16 protein-coding genes and 1 other RNA gene are annotated in these 18,359 nt (G+C 71.3%); 6 read left to right on the top strand and 11 right to left on the bottom strand.

The genetic code is table 11. The features are described from left to right. Nucleotides 1-15: 15 nt before the first annotated feature. Both DEI92_RS12710 and DEI92_RS12705 read right to left on the bottom strand, forming a co-directional pair. The gene (locus DEI92_RS12710) at nucleotides 16-258 is read right to left on the bottom strand and encodes a zf-HC2 domain-containing protein (protein ID WP_111009253.1); all 243 of its coding nucleotides are present in this window, start codon (nucleotides 256-258) and stop codon (nucleotides 16-18) included. Next, nucleotides 255-1,160, bottom strand: coding sequence for a sigma-70 family RNA polymerase sigma factor (locus tag DEI92_RS12705; protein WP_284158401.1), 906 nt, complete (start codon nucleotides 1,158-1,160; stop codon nucleotides 255-257). The genes DEI92_RS12710 and DEI92_RS12705 overlap by 4 nt, the downstream gene beginning before the upstream one ends. A 67-nt stretch (nucleotides 1,161-1,227) precedes the next feature. On the opposite strand from DEI92_RS12705, the gene aroA reads away from it, so the two are divergent. The 3 genes from aroA to DEI92_RS12690 all read left to right on the top strand — a co-directional run bounded on the left by aroA (nucleotide 1,228) and on the right by DEI92_RS12690 (nucleotide 4,559). After that, nucleotides 1,228-2,574 carry a 3-phosphoshikimate 1-carboxyvinyltransferase gene (gene aroA, locus DEI92_RS12700; protein WP_111013780.1) on the top strand — a complete coding sequence of 449 codons (1,347 nt, stop codon included), beginning with the start codon at nucleotides 1,228-1,230 and terminating at the stop codon, nucleotides 2,572-2,574. Beyond that, nucleotides 2,571-3,641: a ribosome small subunit-dependent GTPase A gene (gene rsgA, locus DEI92_RS12695; RefSeq protein ID WP_111009254.1), complete on the top strand. Its 1,071-nt coding sequence runs from the start codon at nucleotides 2,571-2,573 to the stop codon at nucleotides 3,639-3,641. The genes aroA and rsgA overlap by 4 nt, the downstream gene beginning before the upstream one ends. A gap of 135 nt (nucleotides 3,642-3,776) precedes the next feature. Then, nucleotides 3,777-4,559, top strand: a complete 783-nt coding sequence (locus tag DEI92_RS12690; protein WP_111013740.1) for an inositol monophosphatase family protein — start codon at nucleotides 3,777-3,779, stop codon at nucleotides 4,557-4,559. Between the two features lie 21 nt (nucleotides 4,560-4,580). On the opposite strand, the gene DEI92_RS12685 is transcribed toward DEI92_RS12690, so the two are convergent. Next, nucleotides 4,581-6,074: an MFS transporter gene (locus tag DEI92_RS12685; RefSeq protein ID WP_111009256.1), complete on the bottom strand. Its 1,494-nt coding sequence runs from the start codon at nucleotides 6,072-6,074 to the stop codon at nucleotides 4,581-4,583. A gap of 165 nt (nucleotides 6,075-6,239) precedes the next feature. Here DEI92_RS12685 and DEI92_RS12680 point away from each other — a divergent pair, with 165 nt between their 5' ends. From DEI92_RS12680 to DEI92_RS12670, 3 genes are all read left to right on the top strand, one after another. Next, nucleotides 6,240-6,959, top strand: a complete 720-nt coding sequence (locus DEI92_RS12680; RefSeq protein WP_181434896.1) for a M50 family metallopeptidase — start codon at nucleotides 6,240-6,242, stop codon at nucleotides 6,957-6,959. Between the two features lie 92 nt (nucleotides 6,960-7,051). Continuing rightward, nucleotides 7,052-8,494: an O-acetylhomoserine aminocarboxypropyltransferase/cysteine synthase family protein gene (locus DEI92_RS12675; RefSeq protein ID WP_258370195.1), complete on the top strand. Its 1,443-nt coding sequence runs from the start codon at nucleotides 7,052-7,054 to the stop codon at nucleotides 8,492-8,494. Beyond that, nucleotides 8,494-9,801 (top strand): LLM class flavin-dependent oxidoreductase, encoded by a 1,308-nt coding sequence (locus DEI92_RS12670; protein WP_111013738.1) that lies wholly within the window; start codon nucleotides 8,494-8,496, stop codon nucleotides 9,799-9,801. Before DEI92_RS12675 ends, DEI92_RS12670 begins: the two co-directional genes overlap by 1 nt. 100 nt (nucleotides 9,802-9,901) lie before the next feature. Here the strand turns inward: DEI92_RS12670 and DEI92_RS12665 are convergent, their stop codons facing one another. The 8 genes from DEI92_RS12665 to DEI92_RS12630 form a co-directional block, all read right to left on the bottom strand. Next, on the bottom strand, nucleotides 9,902-11,557 hold the full coding sequence (locus tag DEI92_RS12665; protein WP_220035624.1) for an APC family permease: 1,656 nt from the start codon (nucleotides 11,555-11,557) through the stop codon (nucleotides 9,902-9,904). A gap of 132 nt (nucleotides 11,558-11,689) precedes the next feature. Further along, complete coding sequence (locus DEI92_RS12660) at nucleotides 11,690-12,622, bottom strand: hypothetical protein (RefSeq protein WP_111013737.1); 933 nt, start codon at nucleotides 12,620-12,622, stop codon at nucleotides 11,690-11,692. Nucleotides 12,623-12,979: 357 nt separating this feature from the next. Further along, nucleotides 12,980-13,357: a transfer-messenger RNA gene (gene ssrA, locus DEI92_RS12655) on the bottom strand. A 184-nt stretch (nucleotides 13,358-13,541) separates the two neighbouring features. Next, a complete protein-coding gene (gene smpB, locus DEI92_RS12650) occupies nucleotides 13,542-14,018 on the bottom strand; it encodes an SsrA-binding protein SmpB (RefSeq protein ID WP_111013736.1) in 477 nt (158 codons plus the stop codon). A 108-nt stretch (nucleotides 14,019-14,126) separates the two neighbouring features. Then, nucleotides 14,127-15,041 carry a permease-like cell division protein FtsX gene (ftsX, locus tag DEI92_RS12645; RefSeq protein WP_111013735.1) on the bottom strand — a complete coding sequence of 305 codons (915 nt, stop codon included), beginning with the start codon at nucleotides 15,039-15,041 and terminating at the stop codon, nucleotides 14,127-14,129. Beyond that, nucleotides 15,038-15,796: a cell division ATP-binding protein FtsE gene (gene ftsE / locus DEI92_RS12640; RefSeq protein ID WP_111009262.1), complete on the bottom strand. Its 759-nt coding sequence runs from the start codon at nucleotides 15,794-15,796 to the stop codon at nucleotides 15,038-15,040. The genes ftsX and ftsE overlap by 4 nt, the downstream gene beginning before the upstream one ends. Before the next feature lie 136 nt (nucleotides 15,797-15,932). Continuing rightward, nucleotides 15,933-17,039, bottom strand: a complete 1,107-nt coding sequence (gene prfB, locus DEI92_RS12635) for a peptide chain release factor 2 (protein ID WP_111009263.1) — start codon at nucleotides 17,037-17,039, stop codon at nucleotides 15,933-15,935. 106 nt (nucleotides 17,040-17,145) lie between these two features. After that, on the bottom strand, nucleotides 17,146-18,312 hold the full coding sequence (locus tag DEI92_RS12630) for a cysteine desulfurase family protein (RefSeq protein ID WP_111013734.1): 1,167 nt from the start codon (nucleotides 18,310-18,312) through the stop codon (nucleotides 17,146-17,148). Nucleotides 18,313-18,359 lie beyond the last annotated feature (47 nt).

The raw sequence follows: 18,359 nt of genomic DNA, 5'->3' as shown, positions 1-18,359 counted from the left end.
CGCCTCCCGGTCGGGTCAGTGGGTCGCCTGCGCCTCGCGCAGCGCGGCGATGACCTGGGTCCGCAGGTCCTCCGGGGCGGTCTCCTTGCAGGCGCGCTGCACGGCCGTCATGAGCACCACGCCGACGCGGTGCTCGCTCGAGCAGTCCTCGCAGCCGGCCATGTGCTCGCGGATGTCCGCGAGGTCGTCGCGCTCGAGCTCGTCGTGCAGGAACTCCTCGAGCTCCGCCTTGGCCTTCGAGCAGTCGCAGCCGCTCATCGTCCGTTCCTCCCCGTGCTCCGGCCCGTCGTGGCGGGCGTCTTCGTGGTGCGGGTCCGCGGGCGCATCGTCTCCGTCGACGCTGCGTCGGGCACCACACCGGTCTCTCGTGCGTGGTCGGCCAGGAGCCCGCGGAGCAGGCGCCGGCCGCGGTGGAGCCGGCTCATGACCGTGCCCACCGGGGTCTTCATGATGTCGGCGATCTCCTGGTAGGAGAACCCCTCGACGTCGGCGAAGTAGACCGCCATCCGGAAGTCCTCGGGGATCGCCTGCAGGGCGTCCTTGACCGCGGACGACGGCAGGTGGTCGATCGCGTCGGCCTCGGCCGAGCGCGACGAGATGCTCTGCGTGACGCTCTCCGCCCCGCCGAGCTGCCAGTCCTCGAGCTCGTCGATGGTGCCCTGGTAGGGGTTCCGCTGGTTCTTCCGGTAGCTGTTGATGAACGTGTTCGTCAGGATCCGGTACAGCCAGGCCTTGAGGTTCGTGCCCTGCCGGAACGACCGGAACGCCGCGAACGCCTTGACGAAGGTCTCCTGCACGAGGTCCGACGCGTCGGCCGGGTTCCGTGTCATCCGCATCGCCGCGCCGTACAGCTGGTCCATGAACGGCAACGCCTGCTCCTCGAACAGCCGGCGGAGCTCCTGCGCGTCGGGGGTCGTGACCGCGTCCGCACCGTCCGTCTCGGCGAGCGCGAGGGACTCCTCCTCCACGGCGTCGAGCTGCTCCTCCGTCTCGTCGACCGGGGGTCGTCCGAGCGGACCGTCGGGGTTCGTCGCGTCGTCCTGGCTCGTCATCGCCCGCCATCGTAGTCGGCGGTCGTCGTCGAGGTCCCCGATCAGCGACGTCGACGCGGACGGGAACGTCCGCACCCGTGGACGCTCCGTTGTCAGCGCGGTGGCCATGGTCCTCCTGTCCGGCACGCACCTCGCCAGGCAGGCGGGGCACGCGCATCGCTATCCTGGGGAACCGATGCAGGCTCCCGTTGATTCCCGCTCTGTCCCCGCCGGTGACGACTGGCCGGCGCCCGTGGCGCGCGGTCCCCTCCACGGCGACGTCGCCCTGCCCGGGTCGAAGTCCCTGACGAATCGCGAGCTCGTGCTCGCGGCCCTCGCCGACGGTCCGTCCACGATCCGGCTCCCCCTGCACTCGCGGGACTCGGCGCTCATGGTCGACGCCCTCCGCGCGCTCGGTGTCCGGATCGACCCGGCGGGTGGGGCCGGTCCGTACGGCCCGGACCTCCGCGTGACCCCCGCGCCGCTGCGCGGCGACGTCCGGGTCGACTGCGGCCTCGCCGGCACCGTGATGCGGTTCCTCCCGCCCCTGGCCGCGCTCGCCGAGGGTCCAGTGGTGTTCGACGGTGACGAGTCCGCGCGCCGGCGCCCCATGGACACCACCATCGCGTCGCTCGTCGCGCTCGGTGTGGACGTCACCGACGACGGCGGGGGCAGCCTGCCGTTCGCGTTCACCGGGACGGGCCGTGTGCGCGGTGGCGAGCTGACGATCGACGCGAGCCGTTCGAGCCAGTTCGTGTCGGGCCTCCTGCTGTCGGCGCCCCGCTTCGACGAGGGCCTGTTGCTCCGGCACCGCGGGGAACGGCTGCCGAGCATGCCGCACATCGCGATGACCGTCGCGGCGCTCCGCGACCGTGGGGTCGTCGTCGACGAACCCGACACGGGCGTCTGGCACGTGCACCCGGGTCCGATCGCCGCCCGCGACGTCACGATCGAGCCGGACCTGTCGAACGCGGCACCGTTCGCGGTGGCCGCGCTCGTCGCCGGAGGGACCGTCCGCATCCGGACCTGGCCGACCGCCACCACCCAGGTGGGCGCGGACCTCGAGACCCTCCTGCCGCACTGGGGCGCGACCGTCTCGCGCGACGGCGCGGACCTCGTCGTCGACGGCGGCGTCGGTGTCCGTGGCGGGGCGTCGCTGCCCGGCGTCGACCTCGACCTGTCGCGTGGCGGCGAGCTCGCGCCCGCGCTCGTCGCGCTCGCGGCCCTCGCCGAGGGCCCGTCGACGGTCACCGGCATCGGGCACCTGCGCGGACACGAGACCGATCGGCTCGCCGCACTCGCCGCCGACGTCGTCGGTCTCGGAGGCGCGGTGACGGAACTCGACGACGGCCTCCGGATCGAGCCCCGTCCGCTGCACGGGGGGGCGTGGGGCGCGTACGAGGACCACCGGATGGCGACCGCGGGCGCGATCATCGGTCTGGTCGTCGACGGCGTCGCGGTCGACGACATCGGGTCCACCGCGAAGACCCTGCCGCAGTTCCCGGAGCTGTGGGACACGCTCGTGGCGACGTCGGGCGCATGAGCTGGTTCGACGGCGGGGACGACGACGACCTCGACGAACCGTACGGGCAGTACGACGAGTCCGCGGTGCGGGTGCGGCCGAACCCGAAGGGCAGTCGTCCGCGCACCAAGCAGCGCCCCACCCACGAGGACGCCACGCCCGGCTGGGTGACGAACGTCGACCGCGGACGGTTCGGCGTGCTCGTCGGGGGCGGTCCCCTCGACGCCGAGTCCGGCCAGGCCCGGGTGATCACCGCCACGAAGGCGCGCGAGCTCGGCAAGAAGGCCGTCGTGACCGGTGACCACGTGTCGCTCGTCGGCGACGTGAGCGGCGACGAGGGCTCCCTCGCCCGCATCGTGAAGGTCGCGGACCGCTCGACGTTCCTCCGCCGCAGCGCGGACGACACGGACGACGTCGAACGCGTCATCGTCGCGAACGCGGACCAGATGCTCATCGTCATCGCCGCGGCCGACCCCGAGCCCCGGCCCCGGCTCGTCGACCGGTACCTCGTGGCCGCCTTCGACGCCGGGCTCGACCCGGTGCTCTGCATCACGAAGACCGACCTCGCCGACCCGGAGCCGTTCCTCGCGCACTTCGCGTGCCTCGACCTGCGCGTCGTCACGAGCGCCGCGGGTGACGTGCCGTTCGACGCGTTCGCGGCCGTGCTCCGTGACCAGGTGACGGTGACGGTCGGACACTCGGGCGTCGGCAAGTCCACGCTGGTGAACGCCCTGACCGGGGCCTCCCGGGCGACCGGCGTCGTGAACGCGGTCACCGGACGCGGGCGCCACACGTCGTCGTCCTCGATCGCGCTGCCGGTGCACGGTGGCGGCTGGATCATCGACACCCCCGGCGTGCGGTCGTTCGGCCTCGGGCACGTGCAGCCCGAGAACGTGTTCCGCGCGTTCGCCGCGCACGCGGTGCCGGTCCGCGAGCCCGCCGACGGCATACCGCTCGACCAGGCGCACGACTGGGAGATCGTCGACCGGGTCCAGGACGGCGAGCTCGGCCCCACGGGCATCGAGCGGCTCGACTCGTTCCGCGCGCTGCTCACGGGCATGGGCGAGCTGGACCCGGGCGCGGACTGACCTGCCCCTCTCCCCTCCTTCCGCCGCCATCGCAGTCGTTGCCGCTCCGACCGGTCTGCGAGCGGCACCGGGCGCGATCTCGCGGGGAAGGACGGCCGGGCCAGGTGCACCGTCGGTGCTCGGTAGGCTCGGCGCGTGGACCTCGCCGCCGACCTCGCGTTCGCCCGTTCCCTGGCCGACACGGCGGACGCGATCAGCCTCGCCCGCTTCCGGGCGGCCGACCTGCACGTCGACGTCAAGGCCGACCGCACGCACGTGACCGACGCCGACCAGGCGGTCGAGGCGGCCCTCCGCGAGCGGATCGCGGCCGAGCGTCCCGACGACACGTTCCTCGGCGAGGAGTCGACCGCCGCCGCAGGGACCACCGCGAGGAGTTCCGGACATCGGCAGTGGGTGATCGACCCGATCGACGGCACGGCGAACTACCTGCGCGGCGTGCCCGTGTGGGCGACGCTCATCGCCCTGGCCGTCGACGGCGTCCCCCGGGTCGGCGTCGTGTCCGCCCCCGCGATGGGCAAGCGGTGGTGGGGGGCGACGGGACTCGGGGCCTCCTCGTCGGAGGGTCCCCTGCGCGTGTCGGGAGTGGCGGAGCTGGCGGACGCCTCGGTGAGCTACCAGAGCCTCCAGGACTGGGACGAGGCCGGGCGGCTCGACGGCCTCCTGCGGTTGTCCCGGTCCGTCTGGCGGACCCGTGCCTACGGCGAGGCCTGGGCCTACATGATGGTCGCCGAGGGCACCCTCGACGTCGCGGGCGAGGGCGACCTGAAGCCGTGGGACATGGCGGCGATCGTCCCCGTGGTCGAGGAGGCGGGCGGGCGGTTCACGTCGCTCGACGGCGAGCCCGGCCCGTGGCACGGCACCGCCCTCGCGACGAACGGGCTCCTGCACGACGCGGTCGTGCGCACCATCCGCGGGTAGGCGCGACGACCCGGCGACGTCTCAGGCCTCCTGCGGCACGGGCGTCTCCTCGCCGCGCTTCTTCCGCGACACGAGGTCGACGATCGCGAGCGCGAGCACGAGCACGACGAGTCCCACGGTGAACGCCGTGCCTGCGCGGAACGCGTCGTGGTAGGCCGTGAGGTCCCCGGCCTTCCGGTCCTCGCTCCGCACGATCCCGTAGAAGACGCTCGTGGCGACGGCCGTGCCGATCGCGGTGCCCACGCGCTGGCCGAGCTGCTGCATCGACCCCGCGACACCGGAGTGCTCGACGGGGACCTGCGCGAGCGTCAGGGTCTGGTTCGGCGACACGACGAGGCCACCGCCCGCGCCACCGATGAGGAACGCACCCGCCATCGCCCATGGAGTGATCGACGCGGGGGTCGTGGTCGCGGCGACGAGCAGCGCCACGAACCCGACGACCACCGCGCAGAGCCCCCAGACGACGAGCGCCCTGCCGATGCGGTTGACGAGGCGACCGCCGAACCAGGCGCCGGCGGCGGCCGTGGCGGCGAACGGGATGCTCACCATGCCGGCGAACAGCGGCTCGAGGTGCAGGCCCTCCTGCAGGTACAGGGTCACCATGAGGAACGTCGCCGGCAGCGCCGCGAAGTACACCGCGGCGATGAGCAGGCCGTTCCGGTAGGACGACAGCCGGAACAGGTCGAAGTGCACGACCGGGGACCGTCCCGTGTGCGCGTAGTGCCGCTCCCACCAGACGAACAGGGCCCCGGACACCGCGGTGCCGACGAGTGCGAGCCACCGCAGGGGCGAGTCGCCCGTGCCCGAGGTGAGCACGAACGGCAGCATGAGCGTGACGACCGCGACGCCGAGCAGGACGATCCCGACGAGGTCGAGCTCGCGGTCGCGTGACGGGTCCTGGCGCTTCCGGGGCAGCAGGCGGACCGCGAAGTACAGGGCCGCGAGGCCGTACGGGACGTTGAGCCAGAAAATGTAGCGCCATCCGGTCTGTTCGCCACCGAGGGCGATGAGCGCGCCGCCGATCGTCGGACCGAGCGCGGTGGAGATGCCCACCATCGCGCCGAAGATGCCGAACGCGCGTCCGCGCTCCTCCCCACGGAACAGCTGCTGCACCAGGCCGATCACCTGGGGCATCTGCGTCCCCGCGGCGAAGCCCTGCAGGATCCGCGTGACGACGAGCACCTGGATGGACGGGGCGATCGCGCACAACAGGCTGGCGGTCGTGAACGCGATCAGGCCGACCACGAACATGAGCCGGCGGCTCCGGAGGTCACCGAGGCGCCCGGCCGGGACGAGCGCCAGGCCGAACGCCAGTGCGTAGCCGGCGACGATGAGCTGCAGCTCCGAGTTCGACGCGCCGAGCGACCGCTGGATCGACGGCAGCGCGACGTTCACCGTCGACAGGTCGATGATCGTGATCCCGGCGACCGCGATGCACACCGCGAACGCGTGCCACCGCTGCCGGTCGCGCTCGGTGTCCTGGTCGCCGGCGTCGGATCGGGAGGTCGTCGTCACCCGTCTCGTCTACTCCGCGTCGGCGCCGCGGTCGCCGAGCGGACGTCCCCCATGCCGGCGGGCGTCTGCCACCGCGGCTCCACCAGGAGCGCCGAACGGCGGGGGCCGGGGGGCGCCACCCGCGTTCCCAGGCTCGACATCGGCCGGGTGCGCGAAGATCCCCGGGTGCCGTCCTCCGCGCTCCTGGTCGCTCTGCTCGTCGGGGCGGCGCTGCCCTTCGTGCCCGCCGTCGGACGCGTCGCCCGGATCGCCACGACCATCGTGCACGAGGTCGGCCACTGCGTCGTCGTCGTGCCGTTCGGCGGCCGCATCCGCCGGATCGACCTCCACGCGGACGGCTCGGGAGAGGCATGGGTCGACCTCGGTCGCGTCCCCCGCGCCGCGCGGTGGGCGGTCCGGCTCGGCAACCTCTACGCCGGGTACTCGGCACCGCTCTGGGCCGGGGCCCTGCTCGTGATCGGGTCCGTGCACGCCGACCGCGTGCTCACGACGGCCGTCCTCGGCGTCGCCGCCGTGGTCGCCGTCCTGTTCGTCCGGAACGCCTTCGGCGTCCTGGTCGTCGTCGGGTTCGCGGCCGTCGCCGTCTGGGTCGCGGTGCGTCCCTCGGAGTGGACCGTGCTCGTCGTCGCTGCGATCGGCGCGCTGTTCGTCGTCGACGGCGTGCGGTCGGTCGTGCGGGTGGCCGGCTGGATCGCCACCGGCGCTCCGGTCCGAACGGACTTCCACATCGTCGCGAGCGAGTACCGGCTCTCCGCAGCGGTCTGGTACGTCCTGTTCGTGCTCGTGGAACTCGGCGTCGTCTGGCTGGCGCGTGCCCCGCTCGGCGCGGTCGTCGACACGGTCGCGGTCGGTCTGCGGACGCTCGTCGTGGGGGTGGTGCCGTAACCGGACGACGCCGGTCGTGCCTCCCGGCTCCGGCAGTGGGAGGATCGCCCGATGGGCGCAGGTGCGCCGGCAGAGGCAGAGAGAGGTGGGACGTGCCCGAGAGCGACACGGCGACGGCGGGGTTCGGGTTCAGCACCGAGCAGGTGCACGGCGGGGTCGTGCCCGACTCGGCGCACGGCGCGCGGATCACCCCGATCCACATGTCGTCCGGCTTCCTGTTCGACGACTTCGGGCAGGCGCGCGACCGGTTCGCCGGCGACGACGCCGGGTACACGTACACACGGCTCGGCAACCCGACGAACGCCTCGCTCGAGCGCCGCGTCGCCGTCCTCGAGCGCGGGGTCGAGGCGATCCTCGTCGGCAGCGGACAGGCCGCGGTGACCGTGGCGCTCCTCGGTCTGCTGCAGGCCGGCGACCACGTCGTGTCGGCGTCGAGCATCTACGAGGGCACGCGCGGCCTCCTGCTGCAGAACCTCGGACGACTCGGGATCAGCGTGGACTTCGTCGACGACGCCCGTGACCCGGACGCCTGGCGGGCGCTGATCCGCCCCGAGACGCGGCTCCTGTTCGGCGAGTCGATCCCGAACCCGAAGAACGACGTCCTCGACATCGCGATGGTCGCCGCGGTGGCGCACGAGCACGGCGTACCGCTGGTCGTCGACAACACACTCGCCACGCCGTACCTCGTCCGGCCGCTCGAGCACGGCGCGGACATCGTGGTGCACTCCGCGTCGAAGTTCCTGGCGGGACACGGCTCCGCCATCGGTGGGGTCGTCGTCGACGGCGGTCGCTTCGACTGGGCTGCCACGGGCGGCCGGTTCCCCCATCTGACCGAACCGGACCGCGCGCTCGGCGGCCGGAGCCACGTCGACCGCCACGGCGACCGGGCGTTCGTCGCGTACGCACGCGACGTCGTCGCCGCACGGCTCGGCCCCACCCCCTCGCCCTTCAACGCGTTCCTCATCCAGCAGGGCGTCGAGACGCTCTCGCTGCGCATGGAGCGACACGGCGCGAACGCGCTGACGATCGCCCGGTGGCTCGACGCGCAGCCCGAGGTCGCGAACGTGGACCACGCGGGGCTCGAGTCCAACCCCTACCACGACCTCGCGACGCGCTACCTGCCGCGCGGGGCCGGTTCGGTGTTCGCCTTCTCGCTCGCGGGCGGACGGGACGCCGCCCAGCGGTTCGTCGACGCACTCGGCCTGTTCAGTCGCATGACGCACCTCGGCGACGTCCGGTCACTCATCCTGCATCCGGCGTCGACGACGCATGCCCAGCGGACGCCCGAGGAACGCGCCGCAACCGGCATCGACGAGGGCCTGCTGCGCGTCTCGGTCGGCATCGAGGACGTCGAGGACCTGATCCGCGACCTCGAGCGCGGCTTGGCGGCGGTCCGGTCCGCCGAGGGGCCGGGGGTCGGTCTGCCCGCCGACGGTCCGGGAGGCCCGACACCGGTCGCGGAGACCGCCACCGCGGACGAAGACGTCCGGTCCGGCGAGTTCGGCGCTCCCCACATCGTGCTCGAGGAGATCTGATGCCACGGATGCAGCACTTCGGGTGGTTCTTCGCCCGCGGGTTCGGCCCCCAGGGGTGGGGTCGGCCCGACTGGGACTGGGGGTACGACTGGACCCGTCCGGAGCTGTACCAGCAGTCCGTCCGGACACTCGAACAGGCCGGCCTCGACCTCGTCATCGCCGAGGACGCGATCTCGCTCGGCAACCCGTCGACCCTCGACCTGCGCATCCGGCAGGCGTACGGCGGCCCGAAGCACGATCCGCTCCTGCTCGCGCCGTACCTCTTCGCAGCGACCCAGCACATCGGCGTCGTGCCGACCGTCAACGCGGGCATCACCCCGCCGTACCTCGCCGCACGGCAGGCGTCGACCCTGGCGCACCTGTCGGGCGGCCGGTTCGGGCTCAACGTCGTCACCGACGTCGGGAGCGCGCGGCACGTCGGCGCCGCGCCGCTGGCCCATGATGCCGCGTACGACCGCGCCGAGGAGTGGCTCGGCGTCATCCGGCACCTGTGGCACAGCTGGGGCGAGGACGCCCTCGTGGCCGACACCGACACGTGGCACTTCGCCGACGGCGAGCGTACCGACGGCTCACGCCACCAGGGCACGTACTTCGACGTCACCGGTCCGCTCAACGCGCTCCCGCTCGCGGACGACCCCGTCATCGTCTCGCCGGGTGGCTCGGGGCGTGGGCTCGCGTTCGCGGGCACGCACTCCGACGTACAGCTCGCCCTCGCCCCGCTCGACGCCGCCACCGTGCGTGGGTACCGGTCCCGCATCGCGGAGGCGTCCGCCGCTGCAGGCCGGGCGCCGGGCGCCGTCCGGACGATGTTCGTCGTGAAGCCGGAGATCGTGTCCTCGGCGACCGAGGCCGACCGGCTCGTCGACGCGTCGCGGCACCCGAGCGACGAGGACCTGCTCGTCGTGGCGATGGGCCAGTCGAGCGACCTCGAGACGGACCTCACGACGCTCGACCTCGACGCACCCCTGCCCGCGGGACTGTTCGGCGACCACGTCTCCGCGGGCACGATCCGCGGTCTCGTCGGCGACACCCCGGACGCCCCGCTCCGCGCGCTCCTGACCCGCAAGGCACGGAAGGGCCGGCTCGCGGACCGCACCGGCTTCGTCGGCACGGCGGAGGAGTTCGCCGACTTCGCCGAGGAGCTCGGCGACGACGCCGACAACGACGGCTTCATCCTCTCCGGAGACCTCCACCCCGTCGCGGTCACGCGGATGCTCGCGGACCTCGTCCCGGTCCTCCGTCGCCGCGGTCTGCTCCGTCGCGAGTTCGGTGACGGCGGCCTCCGGGCCAACCTCGCCGACTTCTGACGCTCGACCGCGCCACGATCACGGGTCCGGGAGCGACGAACGGGAGGCGGTGCGCACGTCGTGCGCACCGCCTCCCGTTCGATGTGAGCGGAGACCGCGATCAGTGGGTCGGCACGGCGTCGACGACGCTGGTCTCCTCGGTCTCGCGGACGTCCTCGGCGGTACGGAGGATCTCCTCACGGCTCGAGGCGCTGTTCACGGCCCAGTAGTAGATGACGATCGAGAACACCGCGGTGACCGCGATGTCCCACCAGAGCGGGAACCACGGGTGCTTCAGCGGACCGAAGTCGCTGAGGAACACGATGAGACCCATGCCGATGAGGTACGGGAACAGCCACTGCGCGGCCCGCCAGTCCCAACGCGGCTGGACCGCACGGTTCCCACCGAGCACCCGGTTCAGGATGATGATGACGAAGCCGAGCGCCACCGCGATCCCCAGCTTCCAGTCCGTGGACCAGCCCGTCCACAGGATGATGAGGTTCGCGACGATGAACGACAGGGGTGCGAGGACGCTGGCGGCCGGCAGCCGGTAGGGGCGCTCGGCGTCCGGGATCCGCTTGCGGAACGCGCCGAGGGCGAGCGGGGCACCGCCGTACATGAGGACCGAGGCGCTCGTGATGAGGCCGACGAGCGACTGCCAGGACGGGAACGGCAGGAAGCACACGACGCCGATGACGAAGGCGAAGATGAGGCCGAACCACGGCACCGCGCCCTTCGTGATCCACTCGAACGCCCGCGGGAAGTACCCGTTCTTGCTGAGGCCGTACGAGACACGCGACGACGCCGTGACGTAGATGAGGCCGGTGCCACCGGGCGAGATGACCGCGTCGATGTAGATGATGACCGCGAGCCAGGTGATCCCGGCGCCCATGGCGATGTCCGCGAACGGGCCGGTGAACTTCGTGTAGGCACCGGAGAGCCAGGTGTGGCCGATCTCGGACGGGTTGAGCGCACCGAGGAAGAAGATCTGGAGCAGCAGGTAGATCACGAGGCCGATGACGACCGAGCCGATGACCGCGCGCGGGATGTCACGCTTCGGGTTGCTCGACTCACCCGCGAGCTGGTCGGCCTGCTCGAACCCGAGCAACGAGAAGATGATGCCCGAGGTCGAGACCGCGGCGAGGATGCCCTTCGCACCCTCGGGAGCGAATCCGTCGGCGGCCGTGAAGTTGCTGCCGTGGAACCCGGAGAACCCGAGCACGATGATGACGAGGACGGGGATGCCGACCTTCCACCAGGTCGCCGCGGAGTTCGTGTTCGCGAGGATCTTGACGCTGAACAGGTTGATCACGGTGAGGATCAGCATGAGGAAGATCGCGACGGCGATGCCCGAGCCCGTGAGGACGCCCGTCGACGGCGTGACGAAGGTCTGCGCCCACTTCCAGTGCTGCGCGTAGTTGATCATCGCCTCGACCTCAATCGGGGCGACCGTCGCGGCCTGCAGCCACGAGAACCAACCGAACGACGCGCCGGCGACACCACCGAACGCGATGTGCGGGAAGCGAGCCGTGCCGCCGGCGATCGGGAACATGCCGCCGAGCTCGGCGTGGACGAGTGCGAGCACGAGGATCGCGACACCGCCGATCGCCCACGAGATGATCGCCGAGGGACCAGCTGCCTCGAGGGCATGCTGGGAACCGAAGAGCCACCCGGAACCGATGATCGATCCGGTCGAGGCCCAGATGAGCCCGATGAAGCCGACGTTGCGCTTGAGTCCGGTGTCCGGCGGCGTCGTCGTGGTGGTGGTCGTAGCCAAAGTCGCTCCTGTGTCGGATTGCTGAGGACTATGCGACTCTTCCACCATCCGCACCCGGTGAACGTTCAGGCAACGCGATCGGAACACAGCCGTAACCGGATGGAAACACGGCACCTGTATGATCGCACAGGTTCACTGGCCTTTCTTCGGCCCGCCCTTCTTCGACCGGTCCTTTTTCGCCGACGGGTCCTTCCGCTTCGACTTGTCCTTCTGCTTCGACGTGTCCTTCTGCTTCGACCGGTCCTTCTGCTTCGACTCTTCCTTCTTCTTCGACTCTTCCTTCTTCTTCGACTCTTCCCTCTTCTTCGACTCTTCCCTCTTCTTCGAGGCGTCCCTCTTCAACCGGTCGGGCTGCTGCGCGCGAGCGATGCTCGGCTCGCCCGAAGGCGGCGTGGGGAGCGGCGGGGCCTCGGTCACCGCGACCTGCGGCACGACTCCCACGACGACGGGCGCGTCCGCCATGAGCGCCGCCTCGTCCGGTGTCTCGGCGACGACCACCGCGTCCCCCGGTTCGGGCACGTCGTCGACCACGTGCCCCTCGACCGCCGGGGCAGCGGGGTCGACCACGCGCTCGACGACCACCATCGCACCGTCCTCCGCCAACCGGACGAGCGCGCTCGCGGCCCGGACGCGTGCGGTCAGACGCCCGGCAACCACGTCGGTGCGGGCGTCCTCGAGGAACCGGCGAAGCGCCCGCTCGGCAACACTCCGACCGCGCGGCGCACTGCGATCGAGGCGATCGAGCTCGCCGACGACTCCCGCGGCACCGTCGACCCGCTCCCCTGCGGCGGTCGCGATCGCCGACGCGACGACCACCGCCGCCCGCTCGACGGCCGAGGACCGGTCATCGAGCACGAGCACCATCTCGAAGCCGTTCGCGGTGCTCACGGTCTCGACCCGCACCGGGTCGCTGCCACGACCGCGCAGGACGAGACGCGCCTCCGGCGTGGGCAGCCAGCGGACGACCGCGGCGAGCGTGGCGACGGCCTGCACGGTCCGCTCGTAGTCGGACAGCCCGAGCCGCTCCCGAGCGGCGAGCCGGACCCGGATCGCGATCTCCTGCACGTGCGTCCTCCCGTCGACGGGCCACCCGCACCGCGGGACCCTCGTGTGAGCGAGCGGACCGGCGTCCGCCGACCCGACGCCGACGCTACCGACGGGAGGCGCTCGATCGATCGTGCTACGCAGGCAGCCCACAGGAACCCGGCCTCGCAGGTACCCAGGCCGGGAGTACCTGGGTCTCCGAGCACCGATGAGCCCCGGAGAACCGCCGGGCCCCGGAGAACCGCTGGGTGCTGGAGAACTGCTGGGCGCTGGAGATGGGGGCTGAAACGTCCGAGGCCGCACCGGCGCCGCGGAGCGGAACCGGTGCGGCCTCGGACGACCACGTGTGTGACAGTGACCCCGCGGATCGATCCGCAGTGGTGGAGATGGGGGGAATTGAACCCCCGTCCATCGCTGTGATTCGACGTCTTCTACGGGCGTAGCCAGATGAGGCGTTCTGCTCGACTCCGCCCTTTGCTACTGGCTTCTAGGACGACGAGCCCAGCCCGGATGCAAGTCCCGCGTGACCTCCGGACGGAATCACGCAGCGAGTCCCCTGGATGACGCCGGACACGGGATAGGGAACGATCACCCGGCCGACGGACTTCATGTGGCTCTACTGCTTACGCAGCGAGAGCGAAGTCAGTGCGCTTGGAATTGGCACTTGTTGTTTTCCACGGATCGTTGACGAGATGACCGTGGATCCTCGGCCCGCTTCCCGTCGGCACGCAGGCGATGTCGAAACCGATCATCCCCATGACGGAGGGCCACTGTCACACTGTGGAGTTGTCAGCGCCGCGTGAGCGGCACCACACGCCTCGTGGTGGAGGCGGTTGCCCAGTCTAGCGCGCTCACACCGGACCCTGCCAGGCCAGCACGGTCCTCCCGGGTCCGCCGGGGGCGAACGGCGCCGGAGCGAACGGCTCGGGAGCCCGCCCCGTCACTCCCCGAGGTGCCCGCGCGTCGAGATCGCGCGCTCGGCCTCACGGCGGTCCTGGCGCTCACGCAGCGCCTGCCGCTTGTCGTACTCGCGCTTGCCCTTCGCCACGGCGATCTCGACCTTGGCCCGGCCGTCCGAGAAGTAGATCTGCAGGGGGACGAGTGTGTAGCCGCCCTCCTTCGTCTTGTGGCTGATCTTGACGATCTGCTGCTTGTGGAGGAGCAGCTTGCGCTTGCGGCGGGGCGCGTGGTTGTTCCAGGTGCCCTCGGTGTACTCGGGGATGTGCACGGCGTCGAGCCAGGCCTCACCGCCGTCGATGAAGGCGTACCCGTCGACGAGCGATGCCCGGCCCTGTCGCAACGACTTCACCTCGGTGCCCGAGAGCACGATGCCGGCCTCGTACGTGTCCTCGATGAGGTAGTCGTGCCGCGCGCGCCGGTTCGTCGCGACGACCTTCTCCCCGCGTTCCTTCGGCATGTCGAGTCCTCTCCGCCGGCCACCGGTGTGTGGCGGCCGCCCAGTCTACCCAACCGGTGTCGACCACCCACGCTTCCCGAACGACAGCCGCAGCAGCGCGCGGGAAGGTCAGACCTTGAGGTACCGCCGGATCGCGACGCTCGCGGACAGCGCCGCCAGGATGCCGCCGATGACCACCACCGCCGGCACCACCAGCACCGTCTCGCTCATGCCGATGAACGGTGTGCCCGTGAACCGCGTCGCCAGGTAGCCGCGCACGAAGAACCAGACGACGGCGACGATCGCTCCCCCGGCGAGGACCGCCCCGATGAGCGAGGCGATCACCCCCTCGAGGATGAACGGTGTCTGGATGAACCGGTTCGACGCGCCGACCAGCCGCATGATGCCGAGCTCTCGACGTCGCGAGAACGCCGACAACCGGATGGTCGTCGCGATGAGGAGCACCGCCGCCACGAGCATGAGGGCCGCGATGCCGACCGCCGTGTACGACGACGCGTTGAGCACCGAGAAGATCGGCTGCAGGTACCCCCGCTGGTCGACGACGCTCTGCACCCCCGCGAGCTTCGACAGGCTCTCGATGAGCACGTCGGACTGTGACGGGTCCTTGAGGTTCACCCAGAAGGTCTCGTTGAGGTACTGCGGCTTGACGAACTCGGTCGCCGGGGAGTCCTTGAACTGCGACTTGAAGCGTGTGTACGCCTGGTCCTGCGTCTCGAAGTAGGTCTTCTGGATGAACGGCTTGAGCGTCGACGAGCGGAGCTGCTCCTGGACCTGCTCACGCTGGTCCGCCGTCGCCTTCGCCCCGGTGCAGTTCCCCGTCGTGTCCGTGTCGGTGCACAGGTACACGGCGACCTGCGCCCGGTCGTACCAGTACCCCTTCATCTGGGTGATCTGCATCTGCAGCAGGATCGCGGTGCCGACGAACGTCAGCGAGATGAACGTCACGAGCACGACCGACACGACCATGGACGCGTTGCGGCGGAGGCCGGAGCCGACCTCCGACATGACGAGCCCGAGCCTCATCGGACGATCCCCGGCAGCGTCTGGATGCCCGTGGTGGTCGACACCGGCTGCTGCCGCACGATCGGCACCGCCTGCGTCTGGTAGCCACCGGACTGCTCGTCGCGGAGCACGTTGCCCGCCGACAGCTCGATCACGCGACGCTGCATCTGGTTCACGATGCCGGCGTCGTGCGTCGCCATGAGCACGGTGGTCCCGCCCTGGTTGATGCGCTCGAGCAGGGCCATGATGCCCGCCGAGGTCGTCGGGTCGAGGTTGCCCGTCGGCTCGTCCGCGAGCAGGATCGCAGGCTTGTTCACGACCGCACGGGCGATCGCGACGCGCTGCTGCTCACCACCGGAGAGCTCGTGCGGCAGGCGGTTCGCCTTGCCCGACAGTCCGACCATCTTGAGCACGTCCGGCACCGCCTCGCCGATGAACCCCTTGCTCTTGCCGATCACCTGCAGCGTGAACGCGACGTTGTCGAAGACGTTCTTGTTGGGCAGGAGCCGGAAGTCCTGGAACACCACCCCGAGGTTCCGGCGGAAGTAGGGGACCTTGCGCGATGACAGGGAGCCGAGCCGCTGCCCGAGGACGTGGATCTGACCCTTGGTGGGGCGCTCCTCCTTGAGGACGAGCCGCAGGAAGCTGGACTTGCCGGAGCCGGAGGCCCCGACGAGGAACACGAACTCGCCCTTGAGGATCTCGAGGGTGAGGTCGTTGAGCGCCGGATTCGGGTTGCCCGAATACACCTTGGTGACCTGGTCGAATCTGATCATGACCCGATCAGGGTAGGTGCCGTTCCTCGGAACGCAAGTCAGGCGCGCGGTTCACGGCCGGGAGGGACGGGGCCGGTCCCGGCGCCGTCGTCACGGGCTCCTCAGGCGGCGACGCGCAACGCTGGCGCGGTGCCTGTCAGGCGTCGCCGCGCTTGCGCCACCGGATCCCGGCGTTGAGGAAGCCGTCGAGGTCGCCGTCGAACACGGCGCTCGGGTTGTTGACCTCGTACTCGCTCCGGAGGTCCTTGACCATCTGGTACGGCGCGAGCACGTACGAGCGGATCTGGTCCCCCCAGCTCGCCGTGATGTTCCCGGCGAGCTCCTTCTTCTTCGCGTTCTCCTCTTCCTTCTTGAGGAGCAGGAGGCGCGACTGCAGCACGCGCATCGCCGCGGCGCGGTTCTGGATCTGGGACTTCTCGTTCTGCATCGAGACGACGGTGCCGGTCGGGATGTGCGTCAGGCGGACGGCGGAGTCCGTCGTGTTCACCGACTGTCCACCCGGGCCGGAGGACCGGAACACGTCGACCCGGATGTCGTTCTCGGGGATGTCGATGGCCTCGGTCTCCTCCATGAGCGGGATGACCTCGACCGCGGCGAAGGACGTCTGGCGCTTGCCGGCGGCGCCGAACGGCGACATCCGGACGAGACGGTGCGTGCCGGCCTCGACCGACAGGTTGCCGAACGCGTACGGGGCGTCGACCTCGAACGTCGCGGACTTGATCCCGGCCTCTTCCGCGTAGCTGGTGTCCATCACCTGGACCGGGAACCCGTGCTGCTCGGCGTACCGGAGGTACATGCGCAGGAGCATCTCGGCGAAGTCCGCGGCATCGACACCGCCCGCGCCGGCGCGGATCGTGATGACGGCCGGGCGTGCGTCGTACTCGCCGTCGAGGAGCGTCTGCACCTCGAGCTCGCCCATCGTCCGCGAGAGGGCGGTCAGCTCGTCGCGGGCCTCCTGCGCGCTCTCCTCGTCCTCGGCCTCGTTCGCCATGTCGACGAGGACCTCGAGGTCGTCGAGACGCTGCTCGGTCTCGGTGATCTTCTTGAGCTCGGCCTGCCGGTGGCTCAACGCGCTCGTCACCTGCTGCGCGTGCGCGGTGTCGTCCCACAGATCAGGCGCGCCCGCCTGCTCGCTCAGCTCGGCGATCTCACGCTCGAGGCGGTCCACGTCGACCACCGAGCGGATGTTCCCGAACGTCTCGCGGAGGGCGGAGATCTGCTCGCTGATGTCCAGTTCGACCATGATCGACAAGCCTACCGGCCCAGCCGCCACCGTCCCCGCGGCCGGGGTCGGCAGTGGAGCATGCGCGGCGGCACCGTCCGCGCCACCGTCGTCCCGGCTGGCGGCCTCAGCGGGCGCCGATGACGGGCGCGTGTCCGGCCATGCCCGCGCGGGTGGCTCGTCGGACCGCGTCGGGCAGTGCATCGAGGAACGCGGCCACGTCGTCCGCCGTGCTCGTGTGCCCGAGGGTGATCCGCAGCGCGCCGCGCGCGGTCTCCTCGGACAGGCCCATGGCGAGCAGGACGTGCGAGGGCTCGGGCACCCCGGCCTGGCACGCCGACCCCGTCGAGACCGCCACGCCTGCCGCGTCGAGCAGGAACAGCAGGGAGTCCCCCTCGCACCCCGGGAACGTGAAGTGCGCGTTCCCCGGCAAGCGGTCCACCGGGTCGCCGCGCAGCACCGCGGTCGGCACGCGCTCCGCGACCCCGGCGACGAGCGCCTGCCGGAGCGGCGTGAGGTCCGGGTGGGGCGCCGACGCGGCGACGCCGAACGCCGCGGCCGCCGCCGCGTCCTGCGTCCCGGACCGGACCTGTCGCTGCTGCCCACCACCGTGGAGGAGCGGCTCGACCACGGCGGTCCGCGACAGGACGAGCGCACCGATCCCGACGGGGCCGCCGATCTTGTGCGCCGAGACGCTCATGGCGTCGACACCGCTGCTGTGGAAGTCGACGGGCACCTGGCCGAACGCCGAGACCGCGTCACAGTGGACGGGCACGCCCGCCGCGTGCGCCAGGCGGACGACGTCGGCCACGGGCTGGATCGTGCCGACCTCGTTGTTGGCCCACAGGAACGTGACCAGGGCGACGTCCGCGGGATCGACGAGCGCCGCCTCCAGGGCGACGAGGTCGAGGCGACCCCGCTCGTCGAGCGGGACCACGTCGACGACCGCGCCCTCGTGCCGGGCGAGCCACTCGACGGTGTCGACGGTCGCGTGGTGCTCCCCGGCGGGTACCACGACGCGTGGTCGACGGGCGTCGCGCTGCCGGGCCCAGTACAGGCCCTTGACGCCGAGGTTGACGCTCTCCGTGCCACCGGAGGTGAAGACGACCTCGACGGGATCGGCGCCGAGCGAGCGGGCGACCCGTTCGCGGCCGGTCTCGAGCGTCGTGCGCGCCCCCTGGCCCGCGCTGTGGATGGACGCGGGATTGCCGACCACCGACAGCGCACGCGTGTACTCGGCGAGCGCGGCGGGCAGCATCGGCGTCGTCGCAGCGTGGTCGAGGTAGACCGGCACGGTGCCTCCCGGGTGGTGCGTCCTCGCGCCCCCGGCCGTGGGCGCCT

The organism is Curtobacterium sp. MCBD17_034 (assembly GCF_003234515.1).
Classification (GTDB): domain Bacteria; phylum Actinomycetota; class Actinomycetes; order Actinomycetales; family Microbacteriaceae; genus Curtobacterium.
Note: the sequence above shows the minus strand (reverse complement) of the source record. Positions and strands in the feature narration are given on the sequence as shown.

Bases quoted from the DNA above. Each gene is read 5' to 3' on its own strand.
- DEI92_RS12710 (WP_111009253.1), bottom strand. From the start codon at position 258: ATGAGCGGCTGCGACTGCTCGAAGGCCAAGGCGGAGCTCGAGGAGTTC.
- DEI92_RS12705 (WP_284158401.1), bottom strand. From the start codon at position 1,160: ATGGCCACCGCGCTGACAACGGAGCGTCCACGGGTGCGGACGTTCCCG.
- aroA (WP_111013780.1), top strand. From the start codon at position 1,228: ATGCAGGCTCCCGTTGATTCCCGCTCTGTCCCCGCCGGTGACGACTGG.
- rsgA (WP_111009254.1), top strand. From the start codon at position 2,571: ATGAGCTGGTTCGACGGCGGGGACGACGACGACCTCGACGAACCGTAC.
- DEI92_RS12670 (WP_111013738.1), top strand. From the start codon at position 8,494: ATGCCACGGATGCAGCACTTCGGGTGGTTCTTCGCCCGCGGGTTCGGC.
- smpB (WP_111013736.1), bottom strand. From the start codon at position 14,018: ATGCCGAAGGAACGCGGGGAGAAGGTCGTCGCGACGAACCGGCGCGCG.
- ftsX (WP_111013735.1), bottom strand. From the start codon at position 15,041: ATGAGGCTCGGGCTCGTCATGTCGGAGGTCGGCTCCGGCCTCCGCCGC.
- ftsE (WP_111009262.1), bottom strand. From the start codon at position 15,796: ATGATCAGATTCGACCAGGTCACCAAGGTGTATTCGGGCAACCCGAAT.
- prfB (WP_111009263.1), bottom strand. From the start codon at position 17,039: ATGGTCGAACTGGACATCAGCGAGCAGATCTCCGCCCTCCGCGAGACG.